This is a genomic window from Streptomyces harbinensis (assembly GCF_900116145.1).
Taxonomy (GTDB): Bacteria; Actinomycetota; Actinomycetes; order Streptomycetales; family Streptomycetaceae; genus Streptomyces; species Streptomyces carpaticus.
In genome coordinates this window covers 335490-358809 of record NZ_FPAB01000001.1, presented here as the reverse complement: position 1 = coordinate 358809, position 23320 = coordinate 335490, and the positions used below count along the sequence as shown (strand labels likewise).

Annotated in this window: 16 protein-coding genes and 1 pseudogene; 11 read left to right on the top strand and 6 right to left on the bottom strand. The window is 72.6% G+C overall.

Annotated elements, in window-relative coordinates; genetic code table 11:
* Window positions 1-78 precede the first annotated feature (78 nt).
* Window positions 79-2328, top strand: coding sequence for a catalase (locus tag BM385_RS01730; protein ID WP_093841949.1), 2250 nt, complete (start codon window positions 79-81; stop codon window positions 2326-2328).
* 54 nt (window positions 2329-2382) lie between these two features.
* On the opposite strand, the gene BM385_RS26970 is transcribed toward BM385_RS01730, so the two are convergent.
* Entirely contained in the window at window positions 2383-2796 is a 414-nt protein-coding gene (locus tag BM385_RS26970) for a hypothetical protein (RefSeq protein ID WP_019432741.1), read from the bottom strand.
* A gap of 176 nt (window positions 2797-2972) precedes the next feature.
* On the opposite strand from BM385_RS26970, the gene BM385_RS01720 reads away from it, so the two are divergent.
* The 4 genes from BM385_RS01720 to BM385_RS26965 all read left to right on the top strand — a co-directional run bounded on the left by BM385_RS01720 (window position 2973) and on the right by BM385_RS26965 (window position 7397).
* Window positions 2973-4484: a cryptochrome/photolyase family protein gene (locus tag BM385_RS01720; protein ID WP_093841948.1), complete on the top strand. Its 1512-nt coding sequence runs from the start codon at window positions 2973-2975 to the stop codon at window positions 4482-4484.
* A gap of 92 nt (window positions 4485-4576) precedes the next feature.
* On the top strand, window positions 4577-5842 hold the full coding sequence (locus tag BM385_RS01715; protein WP_093841947.1) for an APC family permease: 1266 nt from the start codon (window positions 4577-4579) through the stop codon (window positions 5840-5842).
* Between the two features lie 75 nt (window positions 5843-5917).
* Window positions 5918-7264 (top strand): L-lactate MFS transporter, encoded by a 1347-nt coding sequence (locus tag BM385_RS01710; RefSeq protein WP_093841946.1) that lies wholly within the window; start codon window positions 5918-5920, stop codon window positions 7262-7264.
* On the top strand, window positions 7251-7397 hold the full coding sequence (locus BM385_RS26965; protein WP_175542894.1) for an MFS transporter small subunit: 147 nt from the start codon (window positions 7251-7253) through the stop codon (window positions 7395-7397). Before BM385_RS01710 ends, BM385_RS26965 begins: the two co-directional genes overlap by 14 nt.
* Window positions 7398-7430: 33 nt before the next feature.
* Here the strand turns inward: BM385_RS26965 and BM385_RS01705 are convergent, their stop codons facing one another.
* The 3 genes from BM385_RS01705 to BM385_RS01695 all read right to left on the bottom strand — a co-directional run bounded on the left by BM385_RS01705 (window position 7431) and on the right by BM385_RS01695 (window position 12871).
* Window positions 7431-8402 (bottom strand): TIGR03557 family F420-dependent LLM class oxidoreductase, encoded by a 972-nt coding sequence (locus BM385_RS01705; protein ID WP_093841945.1) that lies wholly within the window; start codon window positions 8400-8402, stop codon window positions 7431-7433.
* A gap of 140 nt (window positions 8403-8542) precedes the next feature.
* The gene (locus tag BM385_RS01700) at window positions 8543-11806 is read right to left on the bottom strand and encodes a S8 family peptidase (protein ID WP_093841944.1); all 3264 of its coding nucleotides are present in this window, start codon (window positions 11804-11806) and stop codon (window positions 8543-8545) included.
* A gap of 99 nt (window positions 11807-11905) precedes the next feature.
* Window positions 11906-12871: a LacI family DNA-binding transcriptional regulator gene (locus tag BM385_RS01695; RefSeq protein WP_019432734.1), complete on the bottom strand. Its 966-nt coding sequence runs from the start codon at window positions 12869-12871 to the stop codon at window positions 11906-11908.
* Window positions 12872-13139: 268 nt separating this feature from the next.
* Here BM385_RS01695 and BM385_RS01690 point away from each other — a divergent pair, with 268 nt between their 5' ends.
* The 5 genes from BM385_RS01690 to BM385_RS01670 all read left to right on the top strand — a co-directional run bounded on the left by BM385_RS01690 (window position 13140) and on the right by BM385_RS01670 (window position 18135).
* Complete coding sequence (locus BM385_RS01690) at window positions 13140-13970, top strand: ABC transporter permease (RefSeq protein WP_019432733.1); 831 nt, start codon at window positions 13140-13142, stop codon at window positions 13968-13970.
* Window positions 13967-14764, top strand: coding sequence for an ABC transporter permease (locus tag BM385_RS01685; protein WP_093841943.1), 798 nt, complete (start codon window positions 13967-13969; stop codon window positions 14762-14764). The genes BM385_RS01690 and BM385_RS01685 overlap by 4 nt, the downstream gene beginning before the upstream one ends.
* Window positions 14761-15792, top strand: a complete 1032-nt coding sequence (locus tag BM385_RS01680) for an ABC transporter ATP-binding protein (protein WP_093841942.1) — start codon at window positions 14761-14763, stop codon at window positions 15790-15792. Before BM385_RS01685 ends, BM385_RS01680 begins: the two co-directional genes overlap by 4 nt.
* 93 nt (window positions 15793-15885) lie before the next feature.
* The gene (locus tag BM385_RS01675; protein ID WP_106438378.1) at window positions 15886-16974 is read left to right on the top strand and encodes an ABC transporter substrate-binding protein; all 1089 of its coding nucleotides are present in this window, start codon (window positions 15886-15888) and stop codon (window positions 16972-16974) included.
* Between the two features lie 3 nt (window positions 16975-16977).
* Window positions 16978-18135, top strand: coding sequence for an adenosine deaminase family protein (locus BM385_RS01670; RefSeq protein ID WP_019432729.1), 1158 nt, complete (start codon window positions 16978-16980; stop codon window positions 18133-18135).
* Between the two features lie 85 nt (window positions 18136-18220).
* Here BM385_RS01670 and BM385_RS28130 read toward each other — a convergent pair.
* Window positions 18221-19420: pseudogene (locus BM385_RS28130) on the bottom strand (S8 family peptidase); the annotation flags it as partial.
* 284 nt (window positions 19421-19704) lie between these two features.
* The gene (gene argS, locus BM385_RS01660) at window positions 19705-21468 is read right to left on the bottom strand and encodes an arginine--tRNA ligase (RefSeq protein WP_093841940.1); all 1764 of its coding nucleotides are present in this window, start codon (window positions 21466-21468) and stop codon (window positions 19705-19707) included.
* Between the two features lie 117 nt (window positions 21469-21585).
* Here argS and lysS point away from each other — a divergent pair, with 117 nt between their 5' ends.
* Window positions 21586-23319, top strand: a complete 1734-nt coding sequence (lysS, locus tag BM385_RS01655) for a lysine--tRNA ligase (protein ID WP_093841939.1) — start codon at window positions 21586-21588, stop codon at window positions 23317-23319.
* Window position 23320 lies beyond the last annotated feature (1 nt).

The following is a 23320-nucleotide window of genomic DNA, read 5'->3' as shown; positions in this document are numbered from 1 at the left end:
ACCGGAACACCCCGGAACTGGTCGAGTTGACAAGCAAAATGTCGATATAGGCATTTTCCGCCCTGCCTAAGGAGCCCCGTGTCCCATTCCTCGCAGTCCGCGACCGACGCCGCCCACGGGATCCCCGGGCGGCCGTCCGTCGAAGCCCCCGCCCTCGACGAGCCCACCGAGCCGCGAGGCCCGCTGCCACCCAAGACGGACCAGAGCGGCCCGGCCACGGTCACCCCCACCGGACAGGACTCCGGCACGGCGGCCGAACGCGTCGCCCAGGGCGGCCCGTACCTGACCACCGCCCAGGGCAACCGGCTGTACGACACGGACCACTCGCTCAAGGCGGGTCCGCGCGGCCCGATCCTCCTCCAGGACCACCACCTGCGGGAGAAGATCACCCACTTCGACCACGAGCGGATCCCCGAGCGCGTCGTGCACGCCCGGGGAGCGGCGGCCCACGGCTACTTCAAGGGCTACGGCACCGCGGGCAACATCACCAAGGCCGCGTTCCTGGCCAAGGACGTCACCACCCCCGTCTTCGTCCGCTTCTCCACCGTCCTCGGCTCGCGCGGATCGGCCGACACGGTCCGCGACACCCGCGGCTTCGCGACGAAGTTCTACACCAGCGAAGGCACCTTCGACCTGGTCGGCAACAACATCCCGGTGTTCTTCATCCAGGACGCCATCAAGTTCCCCGACATCATCCACGCCGGCAAGCCCCACCCCGACCGGGAGATCCCCCAGGCCCAGAGCGCGCACGACACCTTCTGGGACTTCGTCAGCCTGCACACCGAGGCCACCCACCACACCCTGTGGAACATGTCCGACCGGGGCATCCCGCGCTCCTACCGGATGATGGAGGGCTTCGGCATCCACACCTTCCGGCTCGTCAACGACCGCGACGAGACCACCCTGGTCAAGTTCCACTGGAAGCCCAAGCTCGGCATCCACTCCCAGGTCTGGGAAGAGGCACAGCTGGCCGGCGGAGTCGACCCCGACTTCCACCGCCGGGACCTGGCGGATGCGATCGAGGCCGGCGCGTACCCCCAGTGGGAACTGGGCGTGCAGATCTTCCCGGACACCGAGGAGCAGATGTTCGAGGGGATCGACCTGCTCGACTCCACCAACATCGTCCCCGAGGAACTGGCGCCCGTGCACCCCATCGGGCTGCTCACGCTGAACGCCAACCCCTCCAACTACTTCGCCGAGACCGAACAGGTGGCGTTCCACCCCGGACACCTGGTCCCCGGCATCGACATCACCGACGACCCGCTGCTCGCCGGCCGGCTCTTCTCCTACCTGGACACCCAGATCTCCCGGCTCGGCGGCCCCAACTTCGCCCAGCTGCCCATCAACCGCACCCACGCCCCGGTCAACGACATGCTGCGGGACGGCATGCACCAGACCGCCGTGCACCAGGGCGTCGCCCCCTACCGGCCCAATTCCCTGGACGGCGGCTGCCCGTTCCTGGCCGGCGCGGCCGAAGGCGCGTACATCGAGGTGCCCGTCGAGGTGCCCGCCGGCCGCAAGGTGCGCCAGGCACCGGAGACCTTCGCCGACCACTTCAGCCAGCCGCGCCGGTTCTGGCTCAGCATGAGCGCCGTGGAACGCGAACACATCATCGCCGCCTACACCTTCGAACTCGGCAAGTGCTACGAGCAGGCCATCAAGGAACGCAACCTCCTCTCCCTGGCCCGCATCGACCCCGAACTGTGCCGGCGCGTCGCCGCCGGCCTCGGCCTGCCCGCCCCGCAGTCCCCCGACGACCTGCCCGCCGTGTCAGCTTCCCCGGCGCTCTCCCAGCTCGGCAAGACCTGGCCGCTGGACGGACGCGTCATCGGCATCGTCACCGACGGCGCCGACCCCGCCGCCCTGGACGGGGTACGCGCGGTGCGGCACACCCTGCTGACCTCCGGTCTGCTGCCGCTGGTGATCGCACCCGCCGGCGGCACCCTGGGCAGCGGCGAGGACGCGCTCACCGTGCAGCGCACCTTCGCGACGGCCCGCTCCGTCGAGTTCGACGCCATCCTCCTCGCGGGCGTCCCCGCGCCGGGCGCCGACGCCTTCCCCGCCCGGGACGCCAAGGCCGGCGACACCACCGCGCCGGGCGACCCCGACCCGCGCGTCGTCCTGCTGGTGTCCGAGGCGTACCGGCACGGCAAGGCCATCGGCGCCTGGGGCGGCGCCGACCCCGTACTGGACGCGGCCGGTATCCCGGCCGCCGCCCCCGGCGTCGTCCGCACCGGCGACCCGGCGGCCGTCTGGGACGACATCGCCCGGCTGCTCGGCCGGCACCGGGTCTGGGAGCGCTTCGAGGTCAGCGTCTCGGACGGCTGAACCGGACACCGCGGGCCGGGGAACAGCCCCCGGCCCGCGGCGCCCGGCGACCCCTCAGCCGGCGGCCGGGGAGGCCACCGGCCGCCCCGCCCCGCCGCCACGCCCCCGGGAGGACACCCGGTGCGGCGCCACCAGCGCACCCGCCGACAACGCCCCCCAGGCCAGCGACACCGCCACCGCGCCCCGCCGCCGCCACACCCCCTCCAGCGTCCGCCCCAGGACCACCGCGTCCCCGACATCGGCGGCGATCCGCACCAGCGCCGCCGTCCGCAGCGCCGGCCCCTCCGGCGCCAGCACCATGGCCGCCCCCGACACGGCGTCCCGCAGCCCCACCGGCCGCAGCGCGGCATCCACCCGCGCGTCCCCGCCCAACCCGGACGGCCGGGCCAGCCAGCGCGGCCTGACCGCCACCGCCACCCCGTACGCGCACGTGGCCGCCCCGATCACCCGCAACGCCGTACTGTCCATGCCGCACACCCTCCTGATCCCTCGGAAACTCCGTCTTCCCAGCTTGCACCGTCCACCCCACCTACCCCGGCGACGGATTCCGACGCGGCCCGCCGGACGCGCGGCCCGGCCCACACCGCCCTACCCTGAGCGTGACGCCCCCTCCACCCCCCCCGCGCGGAAGCCGAGGACGGACCATGGCCGCACGGACGCACTGGCTCTTCGGGGACCAGCTCGGCCCCCGCTTCACCGACCCCCGGCACGGCGGCTGCGACCGCGGGGCACCGCTGCTGATGATCGAGGCCCGCTCGGTCCTGCGCCGCCGCCGGTTCCACCGCGCCAAGGCCCATCTCGTCCTCTCCGCCATGCGCCACCGCGCCGCCGAACTCGGCGACCGCGTCCGCTACGTACGGGCCGACACCTACCGGCAGGGCCTGCGCACGGCGCTGCGCTCCGGCGACCGGCTGACCGTCCACGCCCCGACCTCCCGCGCCGCGCTGGACTTCGTCACCTCCCTGGACGGCGTGGACGTGCTGGAGCCCCGCGGATTCCTCACCTCCCGCGCCGACTTCGCCACCTGGGCCGAGGGGCGCGGCGCACAGGGCCTGCGCATGGAGGACTTCTACCGGTGGGTGCGCACCTCACAGGGCCTGCTGATGGACGACGGCGGCCCGGCCGGCGGCACCTGGAACCTCGACCACGACAACCGCGAACCCCCGCCGCGCGACCACGACCGGCTCCCGGTCCCGCGACCCTGGCAGGCCAAGGAAGACGCCATCGACGAAGAGGTCCGGCACGACCTCGACCGGTGGGAACGCAAGGGCCTGGTCTCCTTCGCCGGCCGGGACGGCCCGCGCCGCTTCCCCGCCACCCGGCGGCAGGCACTGGCCGCCCTGCGCCACTTCGTGGACCACCGGCTGCCGGCGTTCGGCAGCTACGAGGACGCCATGCTCGCCCGCGACGGCGTCCTCGCCCACAGCCTGCTCTCCAGTTCCCTCAACCTCGGACTGCTCGACCCGGCCGAGTGCGTGGGCCGCGCCGAACTGGCCTGGCGGTCCGGGAACGCCCCGCTCAACAGCGCCGAGGGCTACATCCGGCAGGTCGCCGGGTGGCGGGAGTTCGTGTGGCAGCTGTACTGGCACTTCGGCCCCGCCTATCGCGACCGCAACGCGCTCGGCCACCACGAGCCGCTGCCGCGCTGGTTCCTCGACCTGGACGCCGACGCCGTACGGGCCCGCTGCTTGTCCACCACCCTCGCCCAGGTCCGCGACACCGGCTGGACCCACCACATCCCGCGCCTGATGGTGCTGGGCAGCCGCGCCCTCCAGGACGGCTGGGACCCGGCCGCGGTCACCGACTGGTTCCACCGCTGCTTCGTGGACGGCTACGACTGGGTGATGCTGCCCAACGTCCTGGGCATGTCCCAGTACGCGGACGACGGCGCGATGACCAGCAAGCCGTACACCACCGGCGGCGCCTACATCCACCGGATGAGCGACCTGTGCGACGGCTGCGCCTACCGCCCCTCGGACCGCACCGGCGACCGCGCCTGCCCGTACACCACCGGCTACTGGGCCTTCCTCCACCGCCACCGCGAGCGCTTCGCCCACCACCCCCGGATGGCCCGCACCCTCCACACCCTGGACCGCCTGGACGACCTCGCCGACGTCCTGGCCGCCGCCGCCCGCCGCGGCGCCGCACCGCCCTGACACCGCCGCGGCGTCCGGCCCGGGGGCGCCCGGCACCCCGCCACCCGGGGAGGGTGTAATAGCGTGCGGACGCGCCACCGAAAGGCCGGGACATGAGCGCAGCACACCACCCCCGCCCCACCCCCGACGCGCTGCGCCGGCACCTGGGCACCACGGACGCCGTGGTCATCGGCCTCGGTTCCATGATCGGCGCCGGGATCTTCGCCGCGCTCGCCCCGGCCGCGCGGGCGGCGGGCTCCGGGCTCCTGATCGCCCTCGCCCTTGCCGCCGCCGTCGCCTACTGCAACGCCACCTCCTCCGCCCGGCTCGCCGCCCGTTACCCGGCCTCCGGCGGCACCTACGTCTACGGCAGGGAACGGCTGGGCGAGTTCTGGGGCTACCTGGCCGGCTGGGGCTTCGTGGTCGGCAAGACGGCCTCGTGCGCGGCCATGGCCCTCACCGTCGGCGCCTACGCCTGGCCCGGGCAGCAGCACGCGGTCGCGGTCGCCGCCGTCGTGCTGCTGACGGCCGTCAACTACGCCGGCGTACAGAAGTCCGCGCTGCTGACCCGGGCGATCGTGGCCCTGGTCCTGGCCGTGCTGCTCGCCGTCGTCATCGCCGCCCTCACCGCACCGGGAGCCGACACGGCGCGGCTCGCCGTCGGTGCGGACACCACCGCGGCGGGCGTACTCCAGGCGGCCGGCCTGCTGTTCTTCGCCTTCGCCGGGTACGCGCGCATCGCCACCCTCGGCGAGGAGGTACGCGACCCGGCCCGCACCATCCCGCGCGCCGTCCCGCTCGCCCTCGGCATCACCCTGGCCCTGTACGCGGCCGTCGCCGTCGCCGTCCTCGCGGTGCTGGGCCCGGCCGCCCTCGCCCAGTCCACCGCGCCGCTCTCCGAAGCCGTGCGCGCCGCCGGCGCCGACTGGCTGGCCCCCGTGGTGCGCACCGGCGCCACGGTGGCCGCGCTCGGCTCGCTGCTCGCCCTGATCCTCGGTGTCTCGCGCACCACCCTCGCCATGGCGCGCGACCACCATCTGCCGCACACCCTCGCCGCCGTGCATCCCCGCTTCCGCGTCCCGCACCGCGCCGAGCTGTGCGTCGGCGCCGTCGTCGCGGTGCTCGCCGCGACGACCGACGTGCGCGGCGTCATCGGGTTCTCCTCCTTCGCCGTGCTGGTCTACTACGCGGTGGCCAACGCCTCCGCCCTCACCCTCACCGCCGACGAGGGCCGGCCGCCCCGGGCCGTCCCCGTCCTCGGCCTGGCCGGCTGCCTGGTGCTGGCCTGCGCGCTGCCGGCCACCTCCGTCCTCACCGGCACGGCGGTCCTGGCGCTCGGCGCGGCGGCGTACGGCATCCGCCGGGCGGCGGCCCGGTAACCGCGCCACCACGGCGTGCGCCGGTGCCGTCAGGACCCTTCCCAACCGCCCCACGGGTTCCTACCGTTGCGCCCCATGAGCGCCCCCGTCGCCCCACCCGGCTGGAGCCGCTGGCTCGTTCCCCCGGCCGCCCTGTCCGTCCACCTCTCGATCGGCCAGGCGTACGCCTGGAGCGTCTTCAAACCACCCCTCGAATCCGCCCTCGGCCTCAGCGGCACCCAGAGCGCGCTGCCGTTCCAGCTCGGCATCGTGATGCTGGGTCTGTCGGCCGCGTTCGGCGGCACGCTGGTCGAACGGCACGGCCCGCGCTGGGCGATGACCGTCGCCCTGGTCTGCTTCTCCTCCGGCTTCCTGCTCTCCGCCCTCGGCGCCGCCACCTCCCAGTACTGGCTGATCGTGTTCGGCTACGGGGTGGTCGGCGGCATCGGCCTCGGCATCGGCTACATCTCCCCGGTATCCACCCTCATCAAGTGGTTCCCCGACCGGCCGGGGCTCGCCACCGGCATCGCCATCATGGGATTCGGCGGCGGCGCGCTGATCGCCTCCCCCTGGTCGGCCCGGATGCTCGACTCCTTCGGCCAGGACCACACCGGCATCGCCCTCGCCTTCCTCGTGCACGGGCTGACATACGCCGTCTTCATGTCGCTCGGCGTCCTGCTGATCCGGGTGCCGCGCCCCCGCCCCGCGCCCGCCGGCGCACCGGACCCGGCGGCACCCGGCAGCGGCGACGGCATCCGGGTCTCCGCCCGCAGCGCCGTCCGCACCCCGCAGTTCTGGTGCCTGTGGGTGGTGCTGTGCATGAACGTCACAGCCGGCATCGGCATCCTGGAGAAGGCCGCGCCGATGATCACCGACTTCTTCGCGACCTCCAGCGCCCCGGTCACCGCATCCGCCGCGGCCGGCTTCGTGGCGCTGCTCTCGGCCGCCAACATGGCCGGACGCCTCGGCTGGTCGGCCACCTCCGACCTCATCGGCCGCAAGAACGTCTACCGCCTCTACCTCGGCGCGGGCGCCCTCATGTATCTGCTGATCGCGCTGTTCGGCGGCGCGTCCAAGCCGGTCTTCGTGATCTGCACCCTGGTGATCCTCTCCTTCTACGGCGGCGGTTTCGCCACCATCCCCGCCTACCTCAAGGACCTCTTCGGCACCTACCAGGTCGGCGCCATCCACGGCCGGCTGCTCACCGCCTGGTCCACCGCCGGTGTCCTCGGCCCGCTCATCGTCAACTGGCTCGCCGACCGCGAAGCGGCGGCGGGCAAGGAAGGACCCGACCTGTACGCCCTGTCCCTGGGCATCATGATCGGCCTGCTGGTGGTCGGGTTCCTCGCCAACGAACTGGTCCGCCCGGTCCATCCGCGCCACCACCTCCCCGCCCCCGCCGCCCCGCCCTCCCCGAAGGAGGCCACCCATGGCACGGACTGACCCGCACGACCCACCAGCCGCGCCGTCCGGCCGGCGGGCGCTGATCGTCTTCTCCTGGCTGTGGGTGGGCGTCCCCCTCGCCTACGGGGTGTACGAACTGGCCCGCAAGGCGACACAGTTGTTCACCGGCTGACCTCCCGGACCGGGCCGCGCGGCACCCGGCCGGTCAGCCGGCCGGGTGCAGTGAGCGGATGCGGTCGTCCAGTTCGGTGCGGAAGAACTCGATGAAGCCGTCCGGGTCGGGGCCCGCGTTCTGCATCACCAGGCGGTCGTAGCCCGCTTCGACGAACGGGCGGACCACCTCGATGTACCGGGCCGGGTCGGGGCCGCAGGCGAAGTGCTCGCGGATGTCCTCCTCCCGCACCGTGGCGGAGGCCGCGGCGAAGTTGACAGGGTTGGGGAGTTCGCTCATCACCTTCCAGCCGGTCAGCGCCCACCGGCTGGTCTCCAGCGCGGCCCGCACCGCCGTCGCCTCGTCGGGGGCCCACGCCATCGGCACCTCGACGTAGCGCGGGCCGCCGCCGCCCGCGTCCCGGTAGTGGCGGACCAGGTCCTCGCGGGCCTCGGTCGCGAACAGCCCGTCACCGAGCTCCGCCGCGATGCGGGCGGCCTGCTCGCCCCCGGCGGCCACCGCGAGCAGCGGCGGACTCGACGGCAGATCGAACACCCGCGCGTCCTCCAGCCGCAGATGCCGGCCCTCGTACGAGCGGTAACCGCCCTGCCACAGCAGCCGGATGATCTCCAGCGCTTCGCGCAGCATCTCGTGCCTGACCCGCACCGAGTCGGGGAAAGCCCGGCCCACGACATGCTCGTTCAGCCGCTCCCCGGAGCCGACGCCGAGTGTGAACCGGCCCTCGGACAGCAGCGCCAGCGTGGCGGCGGCCTGCGCGATGATCGCCGGGTGGTAGCGGACGGTCGGGCAGGTGACCCCGGTCGCCAGACCGATCCGTTCGGTCCGTGCGGCGATCGCGCCCAGCACCGACCAGGCGAACGGGGAGTGGCCCTGGTTGTCCAGCCAGGGATGGTAGTGGTCGCTGATCTCCACGAAGTCGAACCCGGCCCGCTCGGCGAGCACCGCCTGCCGTACCAGCTCCGCCGGGCCGTACCCCTCGGCCGCCAGCTTGTACCCGATCTGCATCCGACTCCCTCGTCCGCCGTAGGTGCGCACTCCCGCGCCCGCCCCACCGCACGCTGCCAGGCACGCCGGAACGGCCCCGGCCGACAGGCCGCCGGGGCCGTTCCTCTCCTCCCAATGGCCCCGCGCCGCGCGGGGCCCGGTCAGTGGGTGCGGTAGGCGTCGATGATGGTCTGGACGGTGCGGTGCCCGTCCGGACCGACCGCCGTGGCACGCAGCGACACCGAGCCGCCGGCGGGCGGGTTGTCCACCGCGACCGCGCCGATGTCACCCGCGCCGTCGTGGACGGTGTGCCAGCTCTCGCCGCCGTCCACCGACACCTCGACGGCCAGGGACACCGCCGTACCGCCCTGCACCGACAGCGGCACCGGGAACCCGGCCGCGCCGCCCGGCGCGGTGTTGTCCGCGGCCAGCTCCGGGGCGTAGCGCACGGCCAGCGGCCCTGTGACCGGCTCGGGGCCGGCGGTGGTGTCCGAGCGGAAGGTGTGATCGACCGTCACCTCGGTGGACACGTCGGTGTAGCCGAGATCGGCGCGCGAGGCGGTGGAGACGATCCGGTACTCGGACTCACCTGCGGGCAGCCCGAAGGCGAGGTAGCCGATGTGCTCGGCGAGGTCGCGCACCAGTTCGCCGTCGCGGTAGACGCGGGTACGGCCCTGGAGCGCTTCGCTCCAGCCGTCCTCGGCGCTGCCCGGGGTGAAGAAGGACAGCTCTCCCCACAGCAGGTTCCCGTCGCGGACGAACGCCCCGCCGACGGGGTGAGCGGGCCCGAAGACACCCGAGTTGAGGGTGACGGTGTGCTCCCGGCCGGGGGCGAACTCCCGCTGCGGGTCGCGCGAGGTCTGCACCAGCATCCCGTCCGCGTCGTACTGGGAGGCGGTGATGCCCCACGGCGCGCCGGACTGGAGATACAGCTCGACGGTGCCGGGCAGCTCGGTGTCGGCCCCGAGGCCGAGCCCGAAGCCGGGGGAGACGGCGCCGACGTAGCCGGACGAGCCGGGCAGCCGGGTGCCGGCCACCGCGGTGACCTGGGCGACGTCCGCCGGTGCGGGGTGGTTGTCCAGGCCGGTGGGGAAGGTGTCGGTCAGCTCGCGATACCCGTGGTACTGCTCGCCGTCCTGCCCGGTGTGGAAGGAAGCCAGCGACAGGGTGAGGCCGTCGTGCCCCGCGCCGGGGATCGCCAGCGAGCTGACGCCGTCCGGTGGCGCGCCGAAGTACCACATCCAGAAGCCGGAGTCGGGGGTGGTGTACGCGGCGGCGAGTTCGTTCGGAACGGCCGCCGGGTCGGGCGCGGTGAAGTCCAGGGGCTCGGTCTCGCGCAGGTCCACCTGGAGCGTGGTGGTGGCGTCGAGTGTCATCACCGGGGCCAGCGCCCAGTCGGTGCGGGTGTCGTCGGGGCCCGCGTCCCAGGGGCTGGGGGCGAGCACCTCGATGAGGTAGTCGCCGGCCTGTACCCGCCCGGTGGCGATACCGTCCTCGCTCAGGACGTTGAAGCCGTCCTCCTCCCCGACGACGAACAGCCGGGCGCCCTCCGCCGGCCGGCCGTCGTGGCCGGTGATCTCGACGGTGATGTCGACGAGTTCGGGTTCCAGGGTGAGGGAGCCGGCCGTACGGATCTGCTGGTCGCCGGCGGTGCCGGTGACCACGAGGCCGTAGTGGCCGGCCGCCGAGGCGGGGAGCGTCGCCGGGTCGGCGGTGACCGCGACGGTGGCCGTGCCGCCGGCCGGTACGGTCACCGTGTCGGCGCCGAGGCTGAACAGCTTCTCCGGGGCGCCGCCCGACAGTTCGAGGCCGAGCGTCAGCTCCTGGTCCCCGCTGTTGCGGTAGGTGATCTCCCGGGTGATGCGGTCGGCGCCGCCGTACGGGAAGGGCACCGTGCCGAAGTCGAGCGCGGCCGAGCCGGCGGTGAGCGTCTGGTCGAGAGCGCGCACCAGGTCCAGGCGGCCGGTCCCGGTACGGGCCGGCGCGGCGTCGATGGCGGTGGCCGAGCCGACGAGCGTGCTCTTGAGCTCCGCGCCGGTCAGCTCCGGGTTCCGCTGGCGCAGCAGGGCGGCGGCGCCCGCCACGTGCGGGGTGGCCATCGAGGTGCCGGAGAGCCCGAGGTACCCGTCGGTCACCGGTGTTCCGGTGAGTTCCGCGGCGCTGCCGGGTGCCGCGGCGGCGACGATCTCGACGCCCGGCGCGGACAGGTCCGGCTTGAGCGCGCCGTCGCGCAGCGGCACCGGGCCGGCCGAGGAGAAGTCGCCGACGGTGTCGTCCCGGTCCACGGCGCCGACGGTCAGGGCGCCGGCGGCGATACCGGGGGAGCCCACGGTCTCCTCGTCCGGGCCGTCGTTGCCGGCCGCGATGACGAACAGCACGTCCTCGTGCGCCTCGGAGAGCTGGTCGACCGCCTCCACCAGCGGGTCGTGACCGGGCCACGCGGCGGCGCCCAGGCTCATGTTGACGATGTCGGCGCCCTCGTCGACGGCCCACTCCATGCCCGCGATGATCCACGAGTCCAGGCCGCCGCGCTCGCCGAGGACCTTGCCGATCAGCAGGTCGGCGCCCGGTGCCACACCCCGGTAGGTGCCGTCCGAGCGGTCGCCCGATCCGGCGGCGATGGAGGCCACATGGGTGCCGTGGCCCTCGGTGTCCGCGGTGCCCTCGTCGGTGAAGTCGGCGTTTCCCCGGATCCGGTCGCCGAAGTCACCGTGGTCCGCCGTGATCCCGGTGTCCAGCACCGCGATGGTCACCCCGCTGCCGTCGTACCCCGCCTCCCAGGCGGTGTCGGCCCCGATCTGGCCCGTGCTGTGCTCCAGACTCGGCTCACGCACCCGGTCCAGCGAGACCGCCTTGATACCGGGGGCCGCGGTGGGGGAGAGGGTGTCCTCGGGAGCGGGACCGGAGTGCGTCACGGTCTCCCACAGGGTGGCGGTGCTCTCGTCCTCCACGGTGAGCGCGTCGGCCGACGCCGCGTTCAGCCGGGCCCGGACCTCGATGCCGTCGTCCGCGCGCAGGGTGTCCGTCACGGCCCGGGAGCCGTCCTCGTAGGAGACGATGAGCGGGGTGCCGTCGAAGGAGCGGTACGCCTCCCGGGTCAGCTCGCGCACGTCGAACAGGGCGGCGTCCAGCGTCCCTTCGGCGATCAGCGCCTCCGCGTCCCAGGGCACCACCAGGGTGGTGCCCTCGTGTTCCGCCACGCGTATGGGTATGTGCTCGCGTCCCTCGCCGCGCTGGACGGCGCTCACCGCGCCGGTGCCGTCCAGCAGCACCCGGTCGCCGGTGATCAGGGTGAGGGTGGCGCCCGCGCCCGAGCCCGGCGGTGCGGTGGGCAGGGCGGCGGCGCCGGTCGGGCCGGCGGTCAGCGCCAGCACCGTTGCGGTGACGAGGACCGCCGCGATCGATCTCGTCTTCCGTGCTTTCAACGAACCTCCCGAGCAGGGCTGTCATGAACGCCAGGGAAGGTAGCCCGGAAGCGGAGGCGCGTGTTTCGGTTGGTCGTTACCCGGCCACAATCGGCGGGATCAGGGCAGTACCACCGGGACGGACAGCCGCAGCCGGGCGGGTGGCGGGGGCGGTACGGCGCGGTCGGTGGTCATGTGGGTGCGCAGCACGTCCATCGCGGTGCCGCCCAGCTGGGCGCCGTCCACGTCGATGGAGGGCATGGCGGAGAAGCCGAGGGCCTCGGCCACCGGGCGTTCGATGGTGACCGCCATGTCGTCGGGGATGCGGATGCCGCGCGCCCCGAGGGTGAAGACGATGCCGAGCCCGAGCGCGGTGGCGTACGGGATGACGGCGGTCGCGCCGCAGGTCGCCACCGCCGGGGCTATCCGGGTACCGGCCCCGAAGGTGGGCGGCAGCGGGCCGAAGGCGGTCAGCACCGCCGAGGTCTCCTCGGTGACGGCGCGCACCGCCGCCATGCGCCGGCCGTTCTGCCAGGAGCGGTCCGTGCCACCGACCAGGGCGATGTGCCGGTGGCCGCGCTCGACGAAGTGCCGGGCCACCGTGGCGAAGGCGGTGGCGGTATCGGCCACCACCGAGGGCACGCCGGGGAGTTCGCGGTCGATCAACACGGCCGGTTTGTATCCGCAGGAGGCCGCCACCTGGGCGTCCGAGCCGCGCGGCGCGGTCAGCAGGAACCCGTCGACCTGGGCCGAGAGCCGGGCCAGCGCCGCCACGTCCGCGTCCGTCTCCAGGCCGTTGACCACCACGGTGAGCTGGAGCCCGCAGTCGGCGGCCCGTTGCTGGGCGCCGCCGACGATCGGGGGGAAGAAGGCGTTCTCCAGGGTGGGGACGACGACGGCCACCACTCCGGTGCGGCCCCGGGCGAGGGCGGAGGCCGCGCGGTTGGGCACGAAGCCGAGCCGCTCGGCGACCTCGCGGACCCGCACCGCGGTCTCGGGCGCCACCAGTGCGGGCCGGCCCAGCGCCCTGGAGGCCGTGGACTTGGAGACTCCCGCGAGCCGGGCGACATCGTCCAGCGTTGGCACACGACCCCCATAGCGATCCGGCACCGTCACGGTGACCTGAAGGAATATTACACAGAGTTACGCGGGCGTCTGCAACATTTACGTATCGTTAGTGAGCACCGCTGGAGAAGTTCCGCAGTCGGACATTACTGTCACCACAACCGGTTGCACAACCGATTGCGCAACCGGTTGCGTTGGGCCGTCGCAGACACCACCACCCCCCACCCCACCGTTGTGGCGCCGGTCGAGCACCGCCCCGTACCACCGAGAGAACCCACCGAGAAACCACATGATCCGTTCGCGCCGCATCGCGCTGGTGCTGCTGCTCCCCGGGCTCGTCCTGCTCGTCGCGGGCGTGGTGATACCCGCGCTGACCATGCTGCTGTCGCCGCCGAGGGTCTCCACCGGCGAGGTCTTCGACCGGCTCGGCCGCATGCTCAGCGACCCCTACGACCTCGCCATCATCTGGCGGACCCTGCGCATCGGCCTGACCGTCACCGGCCTGTGCCTCGTCCTCGGCTTCCCCACCGCCTACCTGCTCGCCCGCTCCCGCTCCCGCTGGGCCGGCGTGCTGCTCGCCCTCGCGATCTTCCCGCTGCTGCTGAGCAACGTCGTCCGCACCTACGGCTGGCTGGTGGTCCTCGGCCGCAACGGCGTCGTCGGGCAGACCATCGAGGGCCTGGGACTCGCCGACCCCGCGCCCCAGCTCCTCTACACCGAACTCGCCGTGGTGCTCGGCCTCACCCAGCTCTTCCTGCCGCTGGCGATCATCACCTGCTACTCGGCCGTCGCCCAGGTCGACGCCAACCTCGACGAGGCGGCCCGCGGCCTCGGCGCCGGGCGCATGCGCACCCTGTGGAGCGTCACCATCCCGCTGTCGATGCCCGGCATCGCCATGGCGGCCACCCTCGTGTTCGCCGGCGCCGTCACCGCCTACACCACGCCGTACCTGCTCGGCGGCTCCCGGCAGACGATGCTCGCCACCCAGCTCTTCCGGTACTCCGGCGTCAGCCTCGACTGGGCCGCCGCGTCCGCGACCGCGCTGATCATGACCGTGCTGGTGCTCGTCGTCTACAGCCTGTCCACCGCAATCACCCGGGCGAAGGCGGTCTCCCGATGAAGCGTTCCAGCCCCATCGCCGTCACACTGGCCTTCCTCGGCTATGTCGTGATGATCGTGCCCATCCTGTTCGTGGTGGCCACCGCGTTCACCGACGGCGACGCCCTCACCTTCCCGCCCGAGGGCCTCTCGCTGCGCTGGTTCGAAGCGGCGATCTCCTACGAGCCGTTCACCCGCGCCCTGGTCTCCAGCCTCCAGCTCGCGCTCATCTCCACCGTGCTCGCGCTGGGCATCGGCATCCCGGCCACCCTCGCCATCATGCGCGGCCGGCTGCCCGGCAAGTCGGTCGTCGAGGGGCTGTTCCTCTCGCCGCTGATCCTGCCCGAACTCGTCGTCGGCCTCGCCCTCTTCCAGCAGTTCATGATCCACCTGGAGATGGACAACTTCCGGACCCTGCTCATCGGGCACACCGCGATCCTGCTCCCCTACACGGTCCGGGTCACCGGCGCCTCGCTCGCGCTGGCCGACCCCGCGCTGGAGGACGCGGCCCGGGGCCTGGGCGCCTCGGCGTGGCGCAGCTTCTGGACGGTGACCCTGCCGGTGCTGCGGCCCGGCATCATCTCCGCGGCGCTGCTCAGCTTCGTCACCTCCTTCAACAACGTCCCCATCTCCCTGCTGCTCCAGTCCCGCGACTTCCGCACCCTGCCGGTCACCATGCTCGACTACGTGCAGCAGAACTACACCCCGATCGTCGCCGCCATGTCCACGCTGCTGCTGGCCGGCACCGTCGTACTCGCCTTCGCCGCCGAGCGGATCCTCGGCTTCGCCCGCATCTTCGGAGGGATCAACCGATGACCACCGCCGCCGAGTTCGTGGCGGTCAGCCGCCACTTCGGAGACTTCACCGCGGTCGACGGCCTCGACCTGACCATCCGCGAGGGCGAGCTGACCACCCTGCTCGGGCCCAGTGGCTGCGGCAAGACCACCTCGCTGCGGATGCTCGCCGGCTACCTCGCCCCCAGCGAGGGCCAGATATGGATCGGCGGCGAGGACGTCACCCGCACACCGCCGGAGAAGCGCGGCCTGGGCATGGTCTTCCAGTCCTACGCGCTGTTCCCGCACATGAGCGTCGCCGACAACGTCGGCTACGGCCTCAAGCTGCGCAAGGTCCCGCGCGCCGAGCGGGCCCGGCGGGTCGCCGAGGCGCTGGAACTGGTCGGGCTCGGGCATCTCGCCGACCGGCGCCCCAAGGCGCTCTCCGGCGGCCAGCAACAGCGCGTCGCGCTCGCCCGCGCCATCGTGATCCGCCCCCGGCTGCTGCTCCTGGACGAACCGCTGTCCAACCTCGACGCCCGGCTGCGCGTGCAGATGCGCGAGGAGATCCGCCGCATCCAGGCCGAGGCCGGCCTCACCGTCGTCCTGGTCACCCACGACCAGGAGGAGGCGCTGGAGATGTCCGACCGGATGGTGGTGATGAACGGCGGCCGGGTGATGCAGGAAGGCCCGCCGGACGAGCTCTTCCCCGCCCCGGCCAACCGGTTCGTGGCCGAGTTCCTCGGTTACGAGAACTTCCTCGAACTGCCCGGCCGCGGACTGGTGACCGTCCGCCCCGAACTGCTCGAACTGCGCGGCGAGCACCTGGAGGCGGCCGGCCACGGCACGGCCCCGGCCACCGCCGTCCCCGCGACCGTGACCTCCATCGCCTACCGGGGCGTGGAACTGCGGGTCGCCCTCGACGCGGTGGACGCCACGGGCGCCACCGTGCCGCTGATCGCCTCGGTCCGCCGCGACGCCATCGACTCCCGGGACCTGCCGGCCCTGCTGCCCGGCGGCCGGGTCACCGTCGGCGCCGACCCCGGTCATCTGGTGCGGCTCAGCGCCTGAAATCGTTGACGCCGGGCCCCCGATCCGTTCCACCGCATCACCGCTCCACCGCACCAACCCCGCACCACCAGAAAAGCGAGGCTCACGGACATCATGGCAATACCGAAGCTGCGTGGCGGCGTGCTCGCCGCCGGCACCACTGCGGCCCTGCTCACCCTCACCGCCTGCGGCTCCGGGTCCGGCTCGGATTCCGGATCCGGCGAGAGCGGTGAGCTGGCCGGCTCCACCATCGTCGTCAGCACCTTCCCGTTCGGCGTGGAGGACTTCCAGACCAACATCGTGGAGCCCTTCGAGCGGGCCACCGGCGCCAAGGTCGAGATCGACAGCGGCAGCAACGCCGACCGCCTCACCCAGCTCCAGCTCTCCGGCGGCAGCCCGGGCGTGGACGTGATGCTGATCTCCGACACCTTCGCCGCCCTCGGCCAGGAACAGGACCTGTTCCAGCGGTTCGACGCCGAGGACGTGCCCAACCTCGCCGAGCTGAACGAGTTCGCCGTGGACGACGCCTACGCGGGACCGGCCTACACCTACCAGCTCAACGGCATCCTCTACCGCTCGGACGAGATCACCTCCGAGGAGGCCGCCGAGTGGTCGCTGTTCGAGGACCCCGCACTCGCCGGCAAGGTGGCGCTGCCCGACATCTCGGCGACCGCCGGCCAGCTCACCGTCTCCGGAATCGCCGAGGCCTACGGCAGCGGCCCCTACGACGTGGACACCGCCTTCTCCGTCATGGGTGACTGGGCGCCGGACGTGCTCCAGTTCTACACCTCGACCACCGAGGTCTCGAACCTGATCTCCCAGGGCGAGATCCTCGCCGTGCCGACGATCATCGGCTTCGTCCCGCCGCTGGTCGCCTCCGGCCAGCCGATCGGCTGGATCCCGCCGAACGAGGGCCGCTACATGGCGACCAACCGGCTGATGATCCCCGAGGGCGCCCCGAACCTGGAGGGCGCGTACGCCTTCATCGACTACATGCTCTCCCAGGAGGCCCAGGAGGCGTCCATCGCCACCGACCTCCCGGTGCGGCCCGACGTGACCGCCGCCCCGTCCTTCACCGGACTGATGGGCGAGAACGCCGGCGACCCGGTGGAGATGGGCTACCGGACGCTCTCCCCGGAGGAGATCACGGCCAACCGCACCGACTGGGTCGAGCGGTTCGCGCGGGAAGTCTCGGGGAAGTAAGCGATGACCGACACCACCACCGCACAGCCCGGCACCCCCGCCACGGACGCGAGCCGGGCGGAGCGCGTCGCCGCGTACGTCGCCCGGATGCCGAAGACGGACCTGCACTGCCATCTGATCGGCACCGTGTCCGCCGCCACCTTCGCCGAACTCGCCCGCAACGCCGGGCTCGACCTGCCCGACGCCCCGGAGACCATCTGGCGGGACATCAACTCCCTGCCGCCGGACCCCGCCCTCTACCGCAACACCCGCATCCCGGTGCCGCAGGGGCAGGGCCCGGACGAGCCGGAGCGGCCCTACTCGCTGTTCCAGGCCAGCGAGTGGGTCAACGCCGCGCTGCGCAGCGCGGACGACATCACCCGCATCACCTACGAGGCGTTCGCCGCCGCGCACCGGAGCGCCACCCGTCATCTGGAGCTCCAGATCGACGACGTGCCGCCGCAGCTGGCCTCGCTCGGCTTCCACGGCCTGGTGGACGCCTGTGCGGACGGCATCCGGCTGGCCGAGCGCGACTTCGGCATGACCGGCCGGCTCATCGCCTCGATCGACCGCAGCCACAGCGCCGAGCAGGCGCTGGAGTTCGTGCGCCGGGTGGTGGCACGGCCGCACGAGTACCTCGCGGGCATCGGGCTGGTCAATCTCGAACTGGCCGGTCCGCCCGAGCGGTTCGCCGAGGCGTACCGGCTGGCGGGCGACGCGGGGCTGCGCCGCACCGCGCACTCCTCGGAGCACGCGCCGGTGGCCATCAACACCGCGACCTGCCTGGACCTGCTCGGCTGCGACCGCATCGACCACGGCTACTACGTCCTGGAGGACGAGGTCATGGTCGAGCGCTGCCGCGCGGAACGGGTGCCGTTCACGGTGATCTCCACCACCTCCCGCCGCTCGTGGCGCCCCTGGCGCCGCGCGTCCATCGCGGCGATGGCCGAGGCGGGACTGAACGTCATCCTGGCCTCCGACGACCCGGGGATGTTCCCGACCAGCCTGGCCGAGGAGTACCGGATCGCCTCCGAGGACATCGGTCTGTCCCCGGCCCGGCTGCGGGAGATGTCCCTGGCGGGTATCGACGCGTCCTGGCTGCCGGACGCCGAGCGGGCCGAGGCCCGCGCCCGGTTCGAGCGGGAGCTGGACGCGCTGGAGGCGGAGCTGCGCCCCTTCTGAGCGCGGCGTGCGCGAGGCGGCCCCGCTGCGCGGTGACGGCGGTGGTTCCGGCAGCTGCCGGGGCCACCGCCGCGCCGTGTCAGGGGACCTGGAGGAGCTTGTCCGGGGAGCCGCTGCCCGGGTTGGTGACCTGGCCGGTGGCGGCGGCGGAGTCCAGCGCGGACCAGGTCTGGGCCGGGGTGGCGCCGGGGTTGTCGGCCAGGTAGAGGGCGGCCACACCGGCGACGTGCGGGGTCGCCATCGAGGTGCCGGAGATGGTGTTGGTGGCGGTGTCGCTGGTGTGCCAGGCGGCCGTGATGCTGGTGCCCGGGGCGAAGATGTCCACCGTCGCGCCCCAGTTGGAGTAGCTGGCGCGGGAGTCGTTGCTCTGGGTGGCGCCCACCGTGATGGCCTCGGAGACCCGGGCCGGCGAGTAGTTGGCAGCGTTCGCGTTGCTGTTGCCCGCCGCGATCGCGTAGGTCACCCCGGCCGCGATGGAGTTGCGGACGGCCTGGTCGAGGGTGGTGTCGGCGCCGCCGCCGAGGCTGACGTTGGCGACGGAGGGTCCGGAGGCGTTGCCGGTGACCCAGTCGATGCCGCCGACGACGGAGGCGGTGGTGCCGCTGCCGGCGTCGTTGAGGACCTTGACGGCGACGATGTCGGCGTTCTTGGCGACGCCGTAGGCGGTGCCGGCGGCGGTGGAGGCGACGTGGGTGCCGTGGCCGTTGCCGTCGTTGGCGGTGCCGCCCCAGTAGTCGTAGCCGAAGCTGGCGCGTCCGCCGAAGTCCTGGTGGGTGGTGCGGATGCCGGTGTCGATGACGTAGACGGTGGTGCCCGCGCCGGCGGAGTCGGGGTAGGTGTAGGACTGGTCGAGGGGGAGGGCGGGCTGGTCGATGCGGTCCAGACCCCAGGAGGGCGGGTTGGTCTGGGTGGCGTCGATGGTGAAGACCTGGTTCTGCACGACTTCCTTGACGGCGGGGTCGGCGGCCAGGGCGAGGGCTTCGGCCTCGGTGGCGGCGATCTCGTAGCCGTTGAGGGCGTGTTCGTAGGTGGTGACGATCTCGGCGTCGTACTTGTCGGCCAGATTCTCGGCCGCGGCGGAGGCGGCGGAGAACGTGGAGTCCTCGAGTATGACGATGTAGCTGTCGTCGATCGTGCCGGGGGCGTCGGCATTGGTGATGAAGCCCTGGGGCTGGTCCGCGGTGGTGGCGTGCGCGGGCAGGGCGACGGCCACACCGACGGCCAGGACTGCGGCGGTGGCAAGAACTGTCTTGCGCATCACTGCCATCTGAGGGGTCCTCCTCATAGAGGTGCTGCTGCTGTGGGGGAAGAGCCGTGCACGACAGACGTGGGCATGACACCCGCGATCGGCACAGCGGAAATCATTCGTCGCGGCAGAGGAGACCGGCAAGGGGGTGTTGGCGTTTGTCACGTATATGTCATGCAGGCGTCACGCAGTGACACAACCAACGACATGTGGCCCGGGTAGCCGGGGAGATAAACCCCGCGGGGGCGGGGAAAGCGCCGAATTTCTGGCAGCTTTCCACCGCCCCCGCAGAAGTGACCGCAGTAGAGGGGAAGATGCGGGTACTACAGCCGCTCGGGCGTCCTGATGCCGAGCAGCGCCATGCCCTGGTGCAGCGTGCGGGCCGTCAACTCGCACAGCAGCAGCCGGTTCTCCACGGTCTCCGGCGTCTCCGCCTTCAGCACCGGGCAGTTCTCGTAGAAGGTCGCGTAGTGCGAGGCCAGCGCGTACAGATAACCGGCCAGCCGGTGCGGCTCGTACGTCCGCGCCGCCTCCTCCAGCGTCTGCCCGAACTCGTCCAGATGCAGACCGAGCGCCCGCTCCGCCGGCGCCAGCGGCAGCTCCGGATGGGCCACCGCGCGCGTCACCCCCTGCTCGCGCCCGCGCCGCAGGATCGACTGGATCCGGGCGTACGCGTACTGGAGGTACACACTCGTGTCGCCGTTCAGCGACACCATCCGGTCCAGGTCGAAGACGTAGTCCCGGGACCGGGAGGTGGACAGGTCCGCGTACTTGACCGCGCCGATGCCGACCTGGCCCGCCCGCTCCGCGACCTCCGCGTCCGCCAGCTCCGGCGCCTTCTCGCGCACCACCGTGCCGGCGCGCTCCACCGCCTCGTCCAGCAGATCCATCAGCCGCACCGTCTCGCCCGCCCGGGTCTTGAACGGCTTGCCGTCCTTGCCCAGCACCGAACCGAACGGCAGGTGGTGCGCCACCCCGTCCGGCAGCCAGCCGGCCCGGCGTGCCGTCTCGAAGACCATCTTGAAGTGCAGCGACTGCCGCGCGTCCACGATGTAGAGCATGGTGTCGGCGCCCAGTACCCGCACCCGGTTGCGGACGGCGGCCAGGTCGGTGGCGGCGTACCCGAAGCCGCCGTCCGCCTTCTGCACGATCAGCGGCACCGGGCGGTCGTCGGGCCCCTTGACGTCGTCGAAGAACACGCACAGCGCGCCGTCCGACCGCACCGCGACGCCCGACTCCTCCAACTCGGCCGCGAGCGTGGCCAGATCGTCGTTGTAGGCCGACTCGCCCACCACGTCGTCATCGGTGAGCAGCACATCGAGCCGGTCGTACACGGCGTTGAAGTACAGCTTCGACTCGTCGACGATCTTCTGCCACAGCTCCAGCGTTTCCTTCTCGCCGGCCTGCAGCTCCACCACCCGGCGCCTGGCCCGCTCCTTGAACTCCGGGTCGGAGTCGAAGACCGCGCGCGAGGCCCGGTAGAGGTGGTTGAGCCGGGAGATCGCCGCCTCGCCCGCCTCCGTACCGCCCTGGTGGTCCAGCTCGTGCGGGTGCTCGATCAGATACTGGATGAGCATCCCGAACTGGGTGCCCCAGTCGCCGATGTGGTTGCGCCGGATGACCTTCTCGCCCCGGTACTCCATCAGCCGCACCAGCGCGTCACCGATCACGGTGGAGCGCAGATGGCCGACGTGCATCTCCTTGGCGACGTTCGGCTGCGAGTACTCGATGATCATCGTGCTCGGGTGCGCGGTGTACGGCACCCCGAGCCGGTCGTCGGCGGCGCGGGCGGCCAGGTTGGCGGTGATCGCCTCGTCCGTGACGGTGATGTTGAGGAAGCCGGGCCCGGACACCTCGATGTCCCGGACCGGGCCGCCGGAGGTGACGGCCGCCACCACGTCCGTCGCCAGCTCGCGCGGATTGGCCTTCAGCCGCTTGGCCAGCGCGAGCATCCCGTTCGCCTGGAAGTCCGCCCGGTCACTGCGTCGCAGCAGCGGATCGGCGCCGGCGGCCTCGGGTCGGGCGGCCTCCAGAGCGGCGGCGAGCCGCTGGTTGACGACGGTGGCGAGTGCGGGGACCGAGGACATGGGGGAGCGAGCCATTCCGTAGGAGACAATGGATTCGCGGAGTGAACGCGGATTCTGAGAATCTTCGTCAGTATCCCACGCGGACCGCCACCCGATATCAGAAGGAAGTGCACAGCAGTGGATCGGACCACCCCGGAGACCGACTGGGTCTCCCGGCTCGCGGACGAGGTCATCGCCGAGGCGGAGCTGCGCGCCCCCGGCAAACCCGTTGTCTGCGCCTCGGGGCTCAGCCCGTCCGGACCGATTCACCTCGGCAATCTGCGCGAGGTCATGGTGCCGCACCTGGTCGCCGACGAGATCAAGCGGCGCGGGGTGGAGTGCGTCCACCTGCTCTCCTGGGACGACTACGACCGGTTCCGCAAGGTCCCGGCCGGCGTCGACGGGGTGGACGCCTCCTGGAGCGAGCACATCGGCAAGCCGCTGACCTCCGTCCCGGCCCCGGCCGGCAGCCCGTACGGCAGCTGGGCCGAGCACTTCAAGGCCCCGATGCTGGCGGCGCTCGCCGAGATGGGCATCGAGGTGCGCGCGATCAGCCAGACCGAGCAGTACACCTCGGGCGTGTACCGCGAGCAGATCCTGTTCGCGATGCGCGAGCGGCGCCGGATCGACGCCGTGCTGGAGCGGTACCGCACCAAGGCCAAGGCCGCCGCCGCCAAGCCCTCCCAGCAGCAGGCCGTGGACGAGGCGGAGCTGGCCGCGGCCGAGGGCTCCGGCGCCGCCGCCGAGGACGACGGCAGCGCGGGCAGCGGCGCGTACTACCCGTACAAGCCGTACTGCACCGTGTGCGAGCGGGACATGACCACGGTCACCGCGTACGACGACGACACCACCGAGCTGACCTACCGCTGCGAGGCCTGCGGGCACGGCGAGACGGTGAAGCTGGCGGAGTTCGACCACGGCAAGCTGGTGTGGAAGGTCGACTGGCCGATGCGCTGGGCGTACGAGGGCGTCGTCTTCGAGCCCTCGGGCGTGGACCACCACTCGCCGGGCTCCTCGTGGGTGGTCGGCGGGCAGCTGGTCTCGGAGATCTTCGGCGGCAAGCAGCCGATCGGCCCGATGTACGCGTTCGTCGGCATCAGCGGCATGGCGAAGATGTCCAGCTCCAAGGGCGGGGTGCCGATCGCGGCCGACGCGCTGGAGATCATGGAGGCGCCGCTGCTGCGCTGGCTGTACGCGCGGCGCAAGCCCAACCAGTCGTTCAAGATCGCCTTCGACGGCGAGATCCAGCGCACCTACGACGAGTGGGACGCGCTGGCCAGGAAGGTCGCCGACGGCGCCGCCCAGCCGGCGGACGCGGCGGCCTACCGGCGGGCGATCGGCACGGCCGCCGGCGAACTGCCCGGCACCCCGCGCCGGCTGCCGTACCGGATGCTCGCCTCGGTGGTGGACATCACCACCGGCGACGACGAGCAGACGCTGCGGATCCTGAGCGAGCTCGACCCCGAGCACCCGGTGCGCGACCTGGACGAGACCCGGCCGCGGCTGGACCGGGCGGCGCGCTGGGTGGCCACCCAGATGCCGGCCGAGGCGCGCACCCAGGTGCGCGCGGAGCCGGACGCGGAGCTGCTCGGCTCGCTGGAGGAGGAGCAGCGCGAGTCGCTGCGGCTGCTGCGGGACGGGCTCGCCGACCACTGGTCGCTGGACGGGCTGACGACGCTGGTGTACGGCGTGCCGAAGGTACGGGCCGGGCTGGCGCCGGACGCCAAGCCGACGCCGGAACTGAAGGTGGCGCAGCGGAGCTTCTTCGCGCTGCTGTACCGGCTGCTGATCGGCAAGGAGACCGGCCCGCGGCTGCCCACCCTGCTGCTCGCGGTGGGCGCGGACCGGGTGCGGACGCTGCTGGGCGGCTAGC